Origin of the sequence: Stenotrophomonas sp. PE591 (assembly GCF_018320795.1) — a bacterium.
Taxonomy (GTDB): Bacteria; Pseudomonadota; Gammaproteobacteria; order Xanthomonadales; family Xanthomonadaceae; genus Stenotrophomonas; species Stenotrophomonas maltophilia.
Genome location: NZ_JAAOKO010000003.1, coordinates 100,244 through 114,956, shown reverse-complemented (window position 1 = coordinate 114,956; position 14,713 = coordinate 100,244). Strand labels below are relative to the sequence as shown.

Annotated in this window: 13 protein-coding genes and 1 riboswitch; of the genes, 7 read left to right on the top strand and 6 right to left on the bottom strand. The window is 67.1% G+C overall.

What is annotated here, in order from left to right; genetic code table 11:
- The first annotated feature begins 16 nt into the window (after positions 1-16).
- Positions 17-1,063: a histidine kinase gene (locus tag JLDANKMP_RS10325; RefSeq protein ID WP_212561038.1), complete on the top strand. Its 1,047-nt coding sequence runs from the start codon at positions 17-19 to the stop codon at positions 1,061-1,063.
- Complete coding sequence (locus JLDANKMP_RS10320; protein ID WP_005408094.1) at positions 1,060-1,791, top strand: LytTR family DNA-binding domain-containing protein; 732 nt, start codon at positions 1,060-1,062, stop codon at positions 1,789-1,791. Before JLDANKMP_RS10325 ends, JLDANKMP_RS10320 begins: the two co-directional genes overlap by 4 nt.
- Positions 1,792-1,797: 6 nt before the next feature.
- Here the strand turns inward: JLDANKMP_RS10320 and JLDANKMP_RS22260 are convergent, their stop codons facing one another.
- Together JLDANKMP_RS22260 and JLDANKMP_RS22255 are read right to left on the bottom strand one after the other, a co-directional pair.
- Positions 1,798-2,322: an amidohydrolase family protein gene (locus JLDANKMP_RS22260; protein WP_283246297.1), complete on the bottom strand. Its 525-nt coding sequence runs from the start codon at positions 2,320-2,322 to the stop codon at positions 1,798-1,800.
- A 54-nt stretch (positions 2,323-2,376) separates the two neighbouring features.
- Positions 2,377-3,297, bottom strand: coding sequence for a hypothetical protein (locus JLDANKMP_RS22255; RefSeq protein WP_249336867.1), 921 nt, complete (start codon positions 3,295-3,297; stop codon positions 2,377-2,379).
- A 155-nt stretch (positions 3,298-3,452) separates the two neighbouring features.
- On the opposite strand from JLDANKMP_RS22255, the gene JLDANKMP_RS10310 reads away from it, so the two are divergent.
- Positions 3,453-4,010 (top strand): DUF3228 family protein, encoded by a 558-nt coding sequence (locus JLDANKMP_RS10310; RefSeq protein ID WP_212561037.1) that lies wholly within the window; start codon positions 3,453-3,455, stop codon positions 4,008-4,010.
- 205 nt (positions 4,011-4,215) lie between these two features.
- The gene (locus JLDANKMP_RS10305; protein ID WP_212561036.1) at positions 4,216-4,734 is read left to right on the top strand and encodes an energy transducer TonB; all 519 of its coding nucleotides are present in this window, start codon (positions 4,216-4,218) and stop codon (positions 4,732-4,734) included.
- Positions 4,735-4,739: 5 nt separating this feature from the next.
- On the opposite strand, the gene JLDANKMP_RS10300 is transcribed toward JLDANKMP_RS10305, so the two are convergent.
- Positions 4,740-5,234 carry a hypothetical protein gene (locus JLDANKMP_RS10300; protein ID WP_212561035.1) on the bottom strand — a complete coding sequence of 165 codons (495 nt, stop codon included), beginning with the start codon at positions 5,232-5,234 and terminating at the stop codon, positions 4,740-4,742.
- Positions 5,234-5,707 (bottom strand): Cys-tRNA(Pro) deacylase, encoded by a 474-nt coding sequence (ybaK, locus tag JLDANKMP_RS10295; RefSeq protein ID WP_212561034.1) that lies wholly within the window; start codon positions 5,705-5,707, stop codon positions 5,234-5,236. Before ybaK ends, JLDANKMP_RS10300 begins: the two co-directional genes overlap by 1 nt.
- 100 nt (positions 5,708-5,807) lie before the next feature.
- Here ybaK and JLDANKMP_RS10290 point away from each other — a divergent pair, with 100 nt between their 5' ends.
- Positions 5,808-6,650 (top strand): tetratricopeptide repeat protein, encoded by an 843-nt coding sequence (locus tag JLDANKMP_RS10290; RefSeq protein WP_212561033.1) that lies wholly within the window; start codon positions 5,808-5,810, stop codon positions 6,648-6,650.
- A gap of 170 nt (positions 6,651-6,820) precedes the next feature.
- Here JLDANKMP_RS10290 and ahcY read toward each other — a convergent pair whose 3' ends face one another.
- Positions 6,821-8,266, bottom strand: a complete 1,446-nt coding sequence (gene ahcY, locus JLDANKMP_RS10285) for an adenosylhomocysteinase (protein ID WP_004154241.1) — start codon at positions 8,264-8,266, stop codon at positions 6,821-6,823.
- A 36-nt stretch (positions 8,267-8,302) separates the two neighbouring features.
- A riboswitch (S-adenosyl-L-homocysteine riboswitch) is annotated at positions 8,303-8,386 on the bottom strand.
- A gap of 120 nt (positions 8,387-8,506) precedes the next feature.
- Here ahcY and JLDANKMP_RS10280 point away from each other — a divergent pair.
- Both JLDANKMP_RS10280 and ppc read left to right on the top strand, forming a co-directional pair.
- Positions 8,507-11,023 carry a prolyl oligopeptidase family serine peptidase gene (locus JLDANKMP_RS10280; protein ID WP_212561032.1) on the top strand — a complete coding sequence of 839 codons (2,517 nt, stop codon included), beginning with the start codon at positions 8,507-8,509 and terminating at the stop codon, positions 11,021-11,023.
- A 293-nt stretch (positions 11,024-11,316) separates the two neighbouring features.
- Entirely contained in the window at positions 11,317-14,028 is a 2,712-nt protein-coding gene (ppc, locus tag JLDANKMP_RS10275) for a phosphoenolpyruvate carboxylase (RefSeq protein WP_212561031.1), read from the top strand.
- Between the two features lie 87 nt (positions 14,029-14,115).
- Here the strand turns inward: ppc and JLDANKMP_RS10270 are convergent, their stop codons facing one another.
- Positions 14,116-14,622, bottom strand: a complete 507-nt coding sequence (locus tag JLDANKMP_RS10270; RefSeq protein ID WP_005412266.1) for an acyl-CoA thioesterase — start codon at positions 14,620-14,622, stop codon at positions 14,116-14,118.
- Between the last annotated feature and the right edge of the window lie 91 nt (positions 14,623-14,713).

The following is a 14,713-nucleotide window of genomic DNA, read 5'->3' as shown; positions in this document are numbered from 1 at the left end:
ACGCCTCGGAATGGACATGCCGGATTCCTCCTCGACGGTACGCTTCTGGCTGCTCAATGCGCTGGTGTGGGCGCTCTATGGCGTTGCCGGAATCGGCCTGCGCCAGGCCTATTTCAGCGATGCCGGAAGCGCAGGCGTGTTGATCACGCTGGGCCTGGCGTTGGCCCTGTTCGGGTGCAGCGGTGCCATCCGCGCGCTGGCGCTGCGTGCCGACTGGTGGGCGCGCGGCACGGCCGGGCTGTTGCTGCGGCTGGCGCTGTCGGTGGCATTGGGCGCGGCAGTGGCGCAGCTGCTGGTGAACATCGCGCTGCACTCGGCGCTGGCCTGGAACTGGGTGAGCCTGGGGCGGCAGACGGCCGACTTCAGCCCCAAGGCGCTGCTGCTCTACTGGTACACCACTGCGGTGATGCTGGCCCTGTGGGCAGCGCTCTGGGCAGGCCTGCACAGCCTGCGCCGGATACGCAGTGCGGAACTGGCGCGCCTGCGTGCCGAGGCCGAGCGCAGCGCGCTGGAGCGCGATGCACTGCGTGCACGGCTCAACCCGCATTTCATGTTCAATGCGCTGAACAACCTGCGCGCGCTGATCCTGGAAGACCCGGAGCGTGCGCGCGACATGGTCACCCGCCTGTCGCGCACGCTGCGCCAGGCGCTGGCACACAACCGCAGCGAGCAGGTCACCCTGGCCGAGGAACTGGTGGTAGTGGACGACTACCTGGCCATCGAGGCAGTCCACTTCGAACAGCGCCTGCAGGTAAGCCAGCACATTGATGCCGATGCCATGCAGGCACAGCTGCCGGCGATGGCGCTGCAGCTGCTGGTGGAGAATGCGATCAAGCATGGCATCGCCAGCCGCCCGGGCGGCGGTGAGGTGCAGATCCGTGCCACGCTGGACAATGATGTGCTGCGTCTGCAGGTCGACAATCCGCTGGGCGGCGCCAGCGAGCCTGCCCATGGCCATGGCGTTGGCCTTGCCTACCTGCGTGCGCAGCTCGGCACGCAGGGTCGTTTCACCCTGCAGCCGGTCGGCGACCGCATGCAGGCCCTGCTGGAGATTCCGCAATGAGTGGCGTGCTGCGTGTGTTGATCGTTGATGATGCACGGCTGGCGCGGCAGGAGCTGCGCACGCTGTTGTCGGCGCTGCCATGGGTGCAGTGCGTGGGCGAGGCCGACGATGTGCCCGCTGCACGCGAGGCGATCGCCACACTGGCGCCAGACCTGGTGCTGCTGGATGTGCAGATGCCCTCCGGCAGCGGCTTCGATGTGCTGGATGGGCTGGAGACGGTTCCGGCGGTGGTCTTCGTTACTGCCTACGACACCTACGCGGTGCGCGCCTTCCAGGCCAACGCGCTGGACTATCTGGTGAAGCCGGTCGAGGCGCCGCGCTTGCTGGAAGCGTTGCAGCGGGCGCGCCAGCGCGAGGTGGTGGCGGGCGAAACGCCGGAGCCGCGCAGCACGCTGGGCGCGCAGGACCAGGTGTTCGTGCGCGAGGGCGAACGCTGCTGGTTCGTCGCGGTCTCGGAGATCCGTCGGCTGGTGGTGGATGGTAACTACACACGGCTATGGTTCCGCGACCAGAACGCCCTGCTGACCCGCAGCCTGAGCGCGCTGGAAGCACGCCTGCCGCCGGAGTTGTTCTTCCGCGCCAACCGCAACACGCTGGTCAACCTGCGCCGCATTCGTGGCGTGACGCCCAGCATTGCAGATGGCTACGATCTGGCGCTGGACGACGGCAGCGAGGTGGAGGTATCGCGGCGGCAGGCACGTGAACTGCGCGAGCGGATGGCGTTGTAGCTGCCGCTACAGCTCGGCACTGACCGGGCTGGTGATGAATCCCCACAGCAGGCGTGCCATCACTGCGGGCGAGCGTGCCTGCCTGCGCGCATAAGTCTGTAGCGCATCCAGCCGCAGGCGGTCATAGAGGTGGCCGGCCAGCAGCACGGCATGCACGCGGCGGGTATTGGCGATGTCGTGCAGCGGGTTGCCATCAAGCAGCACCAGGTCTGCGGCTTTGCCGACCTCGACGCTTCCATGCGATGCCTGCCGTTGCAGATGACGTGCGGCCTGCAGCGTAGCTGCGCGCAGCACGTCGGCCTGGCTCAGGCCGGCCTGTCGCAGCCACTGCAGTTCATCGTGGTAGCGGAAGCCGCCCAATCCGGTATCGGTGCCGACCAGCACGGTGACGCCGGCACGATGGGCCGCACCGGTGAGAGCCAGGCCATGCTCGAAGTAGGTCTTCAGTGCGTCTTGGCCGCGTCGGCCGGGATAGCGCGCTGCGGTGGCCTGCAGGTCATCACGCCACGCCCAGCGTGAAAGCGGGTCCAGATAGGCCAGGCGCGGATCGTCGACGAAGGCGGGGTCGCTTGCGCGTGCATCTTCTTAGCGGGTGACATGGGTCGGTACGAACGCGGCACCGCTGGCCTGCATCAAAGCGAACGCCTTGTTGCAGAGCGTGGGCTGATAGCTGGCAACCATGCGTTCGGCCAGTACGATCGGGTCTTCGCCGTCGAGCGTGCCACCGCGCCATGCCGCCGCGTTGTCGAAGCAGTGGCGCACGAACAGATGGGCGTGCTCGAAGCTGCGCTGGCCCGCCTGCACCGCGTCGTCCAGAGGCACCGCCTTGGGCAGGTGGCCGACCAACGGACGGCGCAGCTGCTGCGCCTCGGTGGCCAGCCGCTGATAGGTGTCCGCACGCAGCCGGTTGTAGACCTTCAACGCGTCGACCCCGCGCGCGCTGTACGTCCGTGCACGCGCAGCGGCGGCCTCCGGCGTGAGTGACGGATCTTCGAAGTAGAAACTGGCGATCTGTACGAAGCGCGGTGCAACCTGCTGCCCGGCAATGGCCTGTGCGGTCCAGCGGCGCTTGTCGGCCACGCAGGCGATCAGCGGATCGGTGGTCTGCGGGCAGTCCATCATGTCGCGGGTGCCGGTGATGCCGTTGGCCAGCATCAGCGGGAACTGCAGCTGCGGCGACAATTGCAGTGCATGGGTGTGCATGTCCCAGAAACCGGGCAGCAGCCAGCGGCCGCCGGCGTCGAGCACGGGAAGCCGCGCGTCCTGCGGATCTTCCCCAATGGCAGTGATGGTGCCGTGGCGCACCGTCACGGTGGTGGGTTCGCTGACCTGGCCGCGCGCCACGTCCACCACCCGCGCGTTGACGATCACGCGGCTGTTGCCCGGCTCGGGCAACGGCGGAGCCGACAGCGGCCAGAGCAGAGCGGCGGCGAACAGCAATGGCGGCGCCAGCAGGAGGATGACCAGTACGATCGGCCACTGCCGACGGTGGGCGGAACGGGGCAATGCGCATGCTGCATCCATGAGCCGGCGATCCTTGTAGTGGGTCGCCCGCAGGGTGCTGCAAGCGGGACGCTGGCGCCAGTGACCATCGGCATCCGGCCCTGTCTGCCTCCGGGGCGGTTACCCTGTGCAGCAGAACTCCTGATCACACCCGCGCCATGTCCATCGTCCTCACCGATTTCGCCCGTCCCCGCCTGTTCCCGCGCGTGCCGCGTGGCAACACCATCCAGGACTGCACTGCCGAGCAGTTCGAGGCACACCTCAATGCGCATGCGCCGCTGAAGGTGCTGGATGGCTACGCGCCGTTCTGCAAGCTGTTCGTCTACGAGAACTGGACCAGCACGCGCTGCCTGACCGTACCGATCACCGAGGCCAACCGCCACCTGCTGCGCAGTGGTTACGAAGCGCGCAACCGCGAGGAACTACCGGTGCTGGTGCGCTGGTTCGAGGGCGTGGAATCACCGCGTGCGAACTACCTGGTGGTGATCCTGTACAGCGCCGGGCAGCTGGCCAGGGAAGGCTCGCTGATCGAGGCCGACTGGGGCATCGTCGGCTGCATCTACACCGCCGAACCGGAAGAGGTACCGATGGCACCGATCACGATGATGCGCAATGCGCTGGGCGTGGACGAGGGCGGATCCGGCGTGCCGCTGGACCGCGAAGCCTACCGGCGTTCCGTCGAGTTCTGGGAGAACAACGCGAACTGGCGGCCGTGAGCCCGCGCTGTGGCCGGACAGTCGGCATGTGAACAGGGAGGATTGCAGCGGGGCGCTACCATGGCGGTGAATCAACGCAGGGAGCACAGGGATGGATGTTCGCAGCTGGATGCCGTTTGCATGGGTCGCCGCAGGTCTGCTGGCCGCAAGTGAAAGCCCGGCAGCAAAGTACGATTCAGGCGCCGCCTGTGGGGCCCTGTCCGATGTGACGCTGATCCGCGACGCGGGCGTGGGTTCACTGCAGGCGCAGGCAACGTCGGGGCGCTGCACGTTCCATGTGGAAGCGGATGACGCAGCAGCGCTTTCGCGTCAGCAGTCGTTGCTCCAGAGCGTGTCGGCGATCGCCTGTGGTGCGCCAGCCACCACCCAGCCTTCGCAAAGGGCTGCAGGCTTCGACCTGCAGATGCCTGCACGTTGCCCACTCTCTTCCAGCACGCCGTTGATTGCCCGGGAAGGAGGCTGGCACCAGCGGCGACTTTCGTCAGCCCCGACGTATCCTGCGGCCGCCATGCGCGAGGCCCAGCAGGGTGGCGTCGAGCTGATGCTGCTGCTGGATGCACAGGGCAAGACCCAGGCGATCATCCTGTCGCGATCCAGTGGGTACCCACTGCTCGATGCGGCGGCGCTCAAGCACGCGCGTGACTGGCGTTACGAGCGTGAAGCGGCAGGCAAGGCGCCAGACATGAGCCTGATACGCGGCACGGTCACGTTCAGGCTCGACTGAGGCGCCTACAGGGCGGGCTCGGCCTTCCACTCCCACCACCGATAGTGGTACTCGCGCTCGGTCGCTCGCCATTGCTGCGCACAGTGGGTGCATGTCAGCCGGTAGCACTCGCCCCAGCCGTCCTCCGCTTCGCCCCGTGCACGCAGCTGCACGTGACCTTGTTCCAGCAGCGGCTCGGGGCTGAAGAACACATAGGACGGGTAGAGCGCGCACAGGCAGCCTTCGCGCGCCTGCCAGTATCGCAGCCGTTGCAGGGCTGCCTTGAGGTGGGCCTCATTGCTGATCAGCATGCCGCCAAGGGCGATGCCCTGGCAGCGCTGTTCGATCAGGTTCACATGCGCGCTCAACGCGTCCAACGATGAGGCACTGAACAGTCGTGCGACGACGCGGGCGGCATCGGTGATGCGCGTTGCGTCGCGCGATAACAGGTCCTGCAGCAGCACATCGGCCTGTGCATCGTCGAGCCGGGGAATCGGCGATGTGGACCACGGCCAGCGCATCAACGTGACTTGCCGATGGCAGCGTAGTGGCCGCCGGTCAGGCGCAGCAGATCGGTGGGTGCCAGTTCCACTTCCAGTCCACGGCGTCCGGCGCTGACATGCAGGTTGGGCAATGCCTGCGCGCTGGCGTCCAGGAAGGTGCGCAGGCGCTTCTTCTGCCCGAGCGGGCTGATGCCACCAACCAGATAACCGGTCGCGCGCTGTGCGGCGTCAGCAGCAGCCATCTCGCACTTCTTGGAGCCGGCCGCTTCGGCCAATGCCTTCAGGTCCAGCTGGCCGGCCACCGGCACGATTGCAACGAGCAATTCATGGGTTTCGGTGCTGGCCAGCAGGGTCTTGAACACCTGGGCCGGGTCGAGGCCGAGCTTGTCGACGGCTTCGCCGCCATACGATTCGGCGTGGGCGTCGTGCACGTAGCTGCGCACGGTGTGGGCGATCTTCTCGCGCTTGAGGAGGTTGATGGCCGGGGTCATGGGTGAATCGTAGCGCGAGGTGGGGGCGTTGCCTTGACCGAGGCTACTACCAGGCGCAGCGGGGTGATAATGGACGGTAGACACTGCTTGGACATCGAACATGCGCGCTCCGCAATGCCTTCATGACCTGACCCTGGATGCCGAACCGTGCGCGGGACCGTACCCGCCGCAGGGCTTCTGGCCGGTCACCGAAGGCGCACTGGGGAATGGCGATCTGTTTGGTCTGTACTGGCCGCTGGGGCGCGAAGCTGAGCCGCCGGTGGTCTGCGAGATGTTCCATGACGAAGGGCGCATGGTCTTCAGCCATTCGTCGCTGGACGCCTTCGTCCGGTGGCTGGATGCCGGTGGCGGGTGGGACGGTGACGATGAAGATCGCGATCCACCCGAGCACGAGGTTGCAGATGCGGATTCGCCGTTGCTTCTGGTTGAGCGCGCGCAGCGGCATGTGCAGGCCGGTGCACCGGCTGAAGCCATCGTGCTGCTGGAAGATGCCTGCAGCCGCTTTCCCGAGCTGCAGCGGGCATGGGCCATGCTGGCAGGGCAGCAGATGCGCCTGGGACAGCACGCGGCGGCCGTGGTGTCGGCGCGTGCGGCGGTCCTGGCGAACTGGGCATTCGGCATTCCCGAGCCCGGTGTACTGCGGATTCTGCGTGCAGCCGATGCGGCCGGCGATCCTGTGCTGGCGATGGCCCAGCAGATGGGGTTTGCTTTCGGTGGCGCCAAGACCAACCCGGACTATGCCGCGATGCAGGCCTGCATCGAACGCTGTTGGGAGGCGGGTGACACGATGGCGGCGCTGCGCCTAAGCCAGAATCGCTGCTATGCGCTCAGCGCCGAGACCGTTTCATTCCAGCAGCGCGAGGGATTCGATCTGGCTTGCTGGCAGAGCGACTTCGTCGCGCAGTGCCAGAGCGCGCTGCAGGATGATCGGCAGCACATGTAGCGCCACGACCACCTGCTCGCATCGGCAGAGGAGGTCGGAGCCCTTTCCCGCGAAAAGGGATCCGACCCCGGGCCGGAACGCAGAACGGGCGCCCGAGGGCGCCCGTTCTTTCAACTTCCATTGCAGGGTCAGAGCCCTTTCCTGCGGAAAGGGATCCGACCCCTGCACGATCAGTAGCGGTAGTGATCCGGCTTGAACGGGCCTTCCACCGGCACGCCGATGTAGTCGGCCTGTTCCTGGCTCAGGGTGGTCAGCTTCACGCCGATCTTTTCCAGGTGCAGGCGGGCCACTTCCTCGTCCAGCTTCTTCGGCAGCAGGTAGACCTTCTTCTCGTAGCTGTCCTTGTTCGCCCACAGGTCGATCTGTGCCAGGGTCTGGTTGGCGAAGCTGTTGGACATCACGAAGCTCGGGTGGCCGGTGGCGCAGCCCAGGTTCACCAGGCGGCCTTCGGCCAGCAGGAAGATCGCGTTGCCGTTCGGGAAGATGTACTTGTCCACCTGCGGCTTGATGTTGACGTGCTTGATGCCGGCGAACGACACCAGCGCATCGACCTGGATCTCGTTGTCGAAGTGGCCGATGTTGCAGACGATGGCCTGGTCCTTCATCGCGCTCAGGTGCTCGATGCGGATGATGTCCTTGTTGCCGGTGGTGGTGACGTACAGGTCGGCACGGCCCAGGGTCGATTCGATGGTGTTGACTTCATAGCCTTCCATCGCCGCCTGCAGGGCGCAGATCGGGTCGATCTCGGTGACGATCACGCGCGCGCCGTAGGCACGCAGCGAGGCGGCGCAGCCCTTGCCGACGTCGCCGTAACCGCAGACCACGGCCACCTTGCCGGCCAGCATCACGTCCATCGCGCGCTTCAGGCCGTCGGCCAGCGACTCGCGGCAGCCGTACAGGTTGTCGAACTTGCTCTTGGTGACCGAGTCGTTGACGTTGATCGCCGGGATCAGCAGGGTGCCGGCCTGGGCCAGCTGGTACAGGCGGTGCACGCCGGTGGTGGTCTCTTCGGAGACGCCCTTCCAGTCCTTGACCACGCGGCCCCAGTAACCCGGGCGTTCCTTGGCGACGCGCTTGAGCAGGTTCTTGATGACCTGTTCTTCGTGCGAGGAGGAGGCGGTGTTGACCCAGTCGCTGCCGTTTTCCAGCTCGTAGCCCTTGTGGATCAGCAGGGTCACGTCACCGCCGTCGTCCACCACCAGCTCCGGGCCGGTCAGGGTGCCATCGGCCAGGGTGAAGGTCAGCGCGTCCAGGGTGCAGTCCCAGTACTCTTCCAGGGTCTCGCCCTTCCAGGCAAACACCGGGGTGCCGGTGGCCGCAATGGCGGCGGCCGCGTGGTCCTGGGTCGAGAAGATGTTGCACGAGGCCCAGCGCACGTCGGCGCCGATGTCCTTCAGGGTCTCGATCAGCACCGCGGTCTGGATGGTCATGTGCAGCGAGCCGGTCACGCGCACGCCCTTCAGCGGCAGCTCGGCCTGGTACTTGCGGCGGATCGACATCAGGCCCGGCATTTCGTGCTCGGCGATGTCCAGTTCCTTGCGGCCCCAGTCGGCCAGCGTGATATCGCGGATCTTGTAGTCACCTTCGGTGGAGAAGGTCTTGGCAACAGCGTTCATTCGTGTGCTCCGGTTGTGGACGAGCGGATGCTCGCATCTAGCCGGGCGCCGTTGTTACAAAGCCACCTTACCGAGCCTGGCCGGGCCTCGTGGGATCCGGTCGCAGCGCCCCTCGGCAGGGGAGAACCCCCATTATATCGCGGCCCCGACGTGACATCCGGATGACCCAACCATCGGCAGATGGGGCCGCGTGCACGGCCTGTTAAGGTCGGTGTTTTCACGCATCACACAGGTGGAACGATGAGCATGCACGCGCGCCGTACTCGGCGCTGGACCGGCCTGGTCCTGTCGATGGGACTGCTGGCGGTGGCCCCGCTGGCCTGGGCCGCAGCGCCGCAGCCGGTGGCCGCACAGGCCCAGGGCGTCAACGGCTACGAACTGCCGTCGGCCGCGCTGCAGGGGGTGGTGGACGCGCCGCGTGCACCCTCGTTGTACCTGTCGCCGCGCCGCGACGTGGCCGCGATGATGCAGATGCCGTCGCTGCCTTCGATCCAGGTGGTGGCGCAGCCGGAACTGAAGCTGGCCGGCCTGCGCATCAACCCGCGCACGTTCTCCGACAGCCGCTTCAGCTTCGGCGAGAAGCTGTGGCTGATGAACGTGGCCGACGGCAAGGAGCGGCAGATCAGCGGCCTGCCTGCCAAGCTGTCGATCGCCAGTGTGACGTGGTCGCCGGACCAGAAGTGGCTGGCCTTCAACCAGGTCGACGCCGGCAGTGGCGCCAATGAACTGTGGCTGGTGGACGTGGCCGGCGGCAGCGCCCGTCGCCTGGTTGCCGGCCTGAACACGGTGATCGGCAGCGGCTACCAGTGGCTGCCGGACAGCCGCGGACTGGTGGTGTTCACCCGCCCGGCCAACCTCGGTGCGGCCCCGGCCGCCGACGGCATTCCGACCGGCCCGGCAGTGCAGCAGACCAGCCAGGGCGGCGGCGTGGTGTCGATCCGTACCTACCAGGACCTGCTGAAGAACGAGGCTGATGCGCGCCAGTTCGATTACTACGCGACCACCCAGCCGATGGAAGTCAGCCTGGATGGCAGTACCCGCGCGATCGGCGCGGCCGGCATCTTCATGGGCTTCTCGGTGTCGCCGGATGGCCGCTTCGTGCTGCGCCAGCCGGTGCAGCGCCCGTATTCGTACGTGGTGCCGGTGGACAGCTTCCCGCGCCGCATTGAAGTGATCGACCGTGCGAGCGGCAAGCTGGTGCACACCGTGGCCGTGCGCCCGCTGGTGGAAGGGCTGCCGACCGGCAACGACGCCGAAGTGACCGGCGTGCGCGACATCCGCTGGCGCGGTGATGCCGACGCCACCCTGGTCTGGGCCGAAGCGCAGGACGGCGGCGACCCGAACAGGGACGCCAAGGTACGCGATGCGGTGCTGATGCAGGCCGCGCCGTTCGACAAACCGCCGGTCACCCTGGCCCAGCTTGGCAGCCGCCTGGCCGGCATCAGCTGGGGCCGCGGTGACCTGGCCCTGCTGACCGAATCGTGGTGGAAGACCCGCAGGACCAAGACCTGGTTGATCGCCCCGGACAACGCCGGTGCCGAGCCGCGCCTGCTGTGGGATCGAGACGGGCAGGACCGCTATTCCGATCCGGGCCGGCCGCTGTTGTCCAGCGACGACCGCGGGCGCTCGCTGCTGCAGACCAGCGCCGATGGCAGCAGCCTGTATCTGGCCGGTGCCGGTGCATCGCCGGAAGGTGATCGTCCGTTCGTGGACCGCTTCGACATTGCCACGGGCAAGGCCACCCGCCTGTTCCACTCGCAGGCGCCGAGCTATTCGCTGCCGGTGGCATTGCTGGACAACCAGGGCGGTTCGCTGCTGCTGAGCCGCGAGAGCCCGGACGAGCCGGCCAACTTCTACGTGCAGTCGCTGGCCGATGCGGGTGCTGCGCCGCGTGCGCTGACCCACTTCGCCCATCCGCTGCCGCAGTTGAAGGGCGTGCAGAAGGAGCAGATCCGCTACAAGCGCAAGGATGGCGTCGACCTGACCGCGACCCTGCTGCTGCCGCCGGGCTACGACCCGAAGCGCGACGGCCCGCGCCCGCTGCTGATGTGGGCCTATCCGGGTGAGTTCAAGAGCGCAGCCGCGGCCAGCCAGGTGACCGATTCGCCGTACCGCTTCAATGCGGTCAGCTACTGGGGCCCGCAGGCGTTCCTGGCCAAGGGCTACGTGGTGCTGGCCAGCCCGTCGATGCCGATCATCGGCGAGGGTGACAAGGAGCCGAACGACACCTACATTGAACAGCTGGTGGCCAACGCGCAGGCAGCGGTGGATGAAGTGGTGCGCCGTGGCGTGACCGATCGCGACCACATCGCCATCGGCGGCCATTCCTACGGTGCGTTCATGACCGCCAACCTGCTGGCGCATACGCGCCTGTTCAAGGCGGGTATCGCGCGCAGCGGCGCCTACAACCGCACACTCACGCCGTTCGGCTTCCAGGCCGAGGAGCGCAACTACTGGCAGGCGCAGGACGTCTACCAGAAGATGGCGCCGTTCAACTACGCCGACAGGATCAAGGACCCGATCCTCTTCATCCACGGCGTGGACGACAACAACTCCGGCACCTTCCCGATCCAGAGCGAGCGCATGTTTGCTGCGGTGAAGGGCCTGGGTGGCACCGCGCGGCTGGTGATGCTGCCGAACGAATCGCACGCCTACCGCGCACGCGAATCGATCATGACCATGCTGGCCGAGAGCGAGCGCTGGCTGGAGCAGACCATCGGCCCGGCCGAGCAGGGCAAGGCGAAGAAGAAGCGCTGATACCTGCATGGGGGCGGCCCCTGCAACAGGGGCCGCCATGACGCGACAGGGTAGAGTCGACTGTCAGTCGACTATCGCGCGCAGCGCGGGTTTTCGAAGATCTGGCAGCGGAGCAGTCGACTAACAGTCGACTCTACCCAGTCGGAGTTTCCTGCACAGTGATTCCAGTCGGTGTCCGCTCCGTTCACATCAGGTGATACGTGCAGATGAAACCATTTTTGCATCGCAGCACGACGCCCGATCTGGGATAGGCTTGGGGCCTGGATCCGTTGACCGAGGCCTGTGCGTCGCCGATGAACGAGTACCGCAGCAGCATCGAGTTTGCTTCTCCCGATCTTCCGCTTCGCGATGATGTGCGCCGGCTTGGCGCACTGGTCGGCGACCTGCTGGTCGAACAGGTGTCGGCCGCGTTTCTTGATGACGTCGAGGACGTGCGTACCCGCGCCATCGCCCGCCGCGAGAACCAGGCGCCGCTGTCGGAGCTGGCCGATGGCCTGGCCGGGCGCACGCCGCAGCAGGCCGAGACCATGGTGCGGGCCTTCAGCACCTACTTCCAGGTGGTCAACATCGCCGAGCGCGTGCATCGCATCCGCCGCCGCCGCGATTACCAGCGCGCCGGTACCGCCGCGCCGCAGCCCGATGGCCTGCAGGATGCGCTGCAGCACCTGAAGGCACAGGGCGTGGGCCTGGACGAACTGGCGCAGTGGCTGCCGCGCATCGACATCGAACCGGTGTTCACCGCGCATCCGACCGAAGCCGTGCGCCGTGCGCTGCTGGAGAAGGAACAGCTGATGGTGGCCAGCCTGGTCGACAACCTCGACGGCCAGCGTACGCCGGGCGAGGCCGCCGCCGATGCGGCGCGCTTCCGCATGGCGCTCACGGCGTCGTGGCAGACCACCGACTCCTCGCCAGTGCGGCCCACGGTCGATGACGAGCGCGAGCACGTCGGCTTCTATCTGGTGCAGGTGCTGTATCGCGTGATTCCGGTGCTGTACGAATCGCTGCAGCAGGCGCTGCGCGATACCTACGGTGAAGAACTGCCGCTGCCGCGCCTGCTGCGCTTCGGTACGTGGGTGGGCGGCGACATGGACGGCAACCCGAACGTGGATGCCCACACCATCCGCAATACGCTGGATGCGCAGCGGCAGGCGGTGCTCGGGCGCTACCAGAAGGAACTGCTGCAGCTGGCCAGCCTGCTCAGCCAGTCCACCGAGCGGGTGGGCGTGAGCGATGCGCTGCAGGCACGCGTGGCGCAGTACCAGCAGCTGCTGCCGCAGGTGCAGTCGCGCCCGCGCCACGCCGATATGCCGTACCGCCTGCTCAACGACCGCATGCGCGCACGCCTGCAGGCCACGCTGGACGATGGCGAGGGCGCCTACGCCGGCCCCGCCGAATTGATCGACGACCTGCAGCTGATCCTCGGCAGCCTGCTTGCGAACCGTGGCGAGCACGCTGGTGGTTTTGCCGTGCAGCGCCTGCTGTGGCGGGTGAAGACCTTCGGCTTCCATCTGGCGCGGTTGGATGTGCGCCAGGAATCGAGCGTGCATGCGCGTGCGCTGGCGACGGTGCTGGGCGGCGACACGGCGTGGGAGGGCCTGGATGCCTTGGGCCGCGCGCGCCTGCTGGCACCGCATGCCAGTGGTGAGGCACGGTTGCCGAAGGGCGACGACGAGGGCAACCAGCGGCTGGACGCGGTGTTCGCTGCACTGGCCGATGCGCGTGCGCGGCATGGCAGCGATGCGCTGGGCAGCTACATCATCTCGATGGCGCACGACCGCAGCGACGTGCTCGCGGTGCTGGCGCTGGCACGCCGTGGCGGCCTGGTGGAAGAGAACGGATCAGTACCGCTGGATATCGCACCGCTGTTCGAGACGGTGGATGATCTCAAGCGCGGCACCGCGACCCTGCGTGACCTGCTGGCCGACCCGATCTATCGCGCGCACCTGCAGGCACGCGACGACGTGCAGATGGTGATGCTGGGCTACTCGGACAGCAGCAAGGACGGTGGCATCGCCGCCTCGCGCTGGGGCCTGCAGCGTGCACAGGTGGAGCTGCTGGAGGTGGCGGCCGAGGCGGGCATCCGCCTGACCTTCTTCCATGGCCGTGGCGGCTCGATCAGCCGTGGCGGTGGCAAGACCACGCACGCGGTGGATGCTTCACCACGCGGCAGCATCGATGGCCGCCTGCGGGTGACCGAGCAGGGCGAGGTGATTCATCGCAAGTACGGTATCCGCGCGCTGGCTTTGCGCTCGCTGGAACAGGCCACCGGCGCGGTGCTGCGCGCCAGCCTGCGCCCGCGTGCTGCCGAGCCCCGCGAGGACGACTGGCGGCCGGTGATGGATGCGGTGGCTGGGGCCAGCAGTGAGGTGTATCGCGCGTTCGTTGGCCAGGCCGGCTTCATGGATTACTTCCGTACCGCCACGCCGATCGATGTGATCGAGCGGATGACGCTGGGCTCGCGTCCGTCGCGCCGGCTCGGCCAGGACGCAGCACTGGGCAACCTGCGTGCGATTCCCTGGGTGTTCGCCTGGAGCCAGGCGCGTGCCGTCATTCCCGGCTGGTACGGCGTGGGCAGCGGCCTGCAGGCGGCGGTTGATGCCGGCCACGAACAGACCCTGCGCGATATGGCGCGAGACTGGCCGTTTTTCCGTACGTTCCTGGACGATATCGCGATGGTGCTGTCCAAGGGCGATATCACCATCGCCGAGCAGTTCTCGCTGTTGTCGGGCGGCCTGCACGACCGCTTCTTCCCTCAGGTGCAGCGCGAACTGGAACTCACCCGGCAATGGCTGCTGGCATTGATGGACCAGCAGACGCTGCTGGACCACGATGCGCGACTGGCGCTGTCGATCCGCCTGCGCAATCCCTATGTCGATCCGATCAGCGTGCTGCAGGTGGACCTGCTGCAGCGCTGGCGGGCCAGCGGACGCGAGGATGACGATCTGCTGCGCGCGCTGGTGGCGTGCGTGAACGGTGTTTCGCAGGGCGTGCAGAACACCGGGTGAGGTGTCGCGGTAGTGCCGGCCGCTGGCCGGCAACCTCATGATGTCTGGCGCCACGCACGAGGTTGCCGGCCAGCGGCCGGCACTACCTCATTCCTCCGGCGACGGCGGGTTCGACGCCAGCAGTTCCAGATGGCGCTGTTCCATTTCCTGGCGCAACTGGCGGCGGATCAGCGCGGCAGCCTGGCGGCGCTTTTCGTCCGAGGTGACCGGCTGCAAGGGTGGCACCGGCGTCGGCCGGCCTTCCTCATCCACCGCCACCATGGTGAAGAAGCAGCTGTTGGCGTGGCGCACGCTGCGCTTGAGGATGTCCTCGGCCACCACCTTGATGCCGATCTCCATCGACGAGGTGCCCGTGTAGTTCACCGAGGCCAGGAAGGTGACCAGCTCGCCCACCGCGATGGGCTGGCGGAACATCACCTGGTCCACCGACAGGGTGACTACGTAGCTGCCGGCGTAACGGCTGGCGCAGGCGTAGGCGACCTGGTCGAGCAGGCGCAGGATCGCACCACCGTGGACCTTGCCGGAGAAATTGGCCATTTCCGGCGACATCAGCACGGTCATGGACAGCTGGTGGGTTTTCAGTTCGGTCGACATGCGGCGGATTGTATCGGCAACCGCGCGATCGTTTCCGGAGGCCATGAAAAAGCCGGCCAGCGGCCGGCTCTACCAGAAAGCAGAAGGGCCG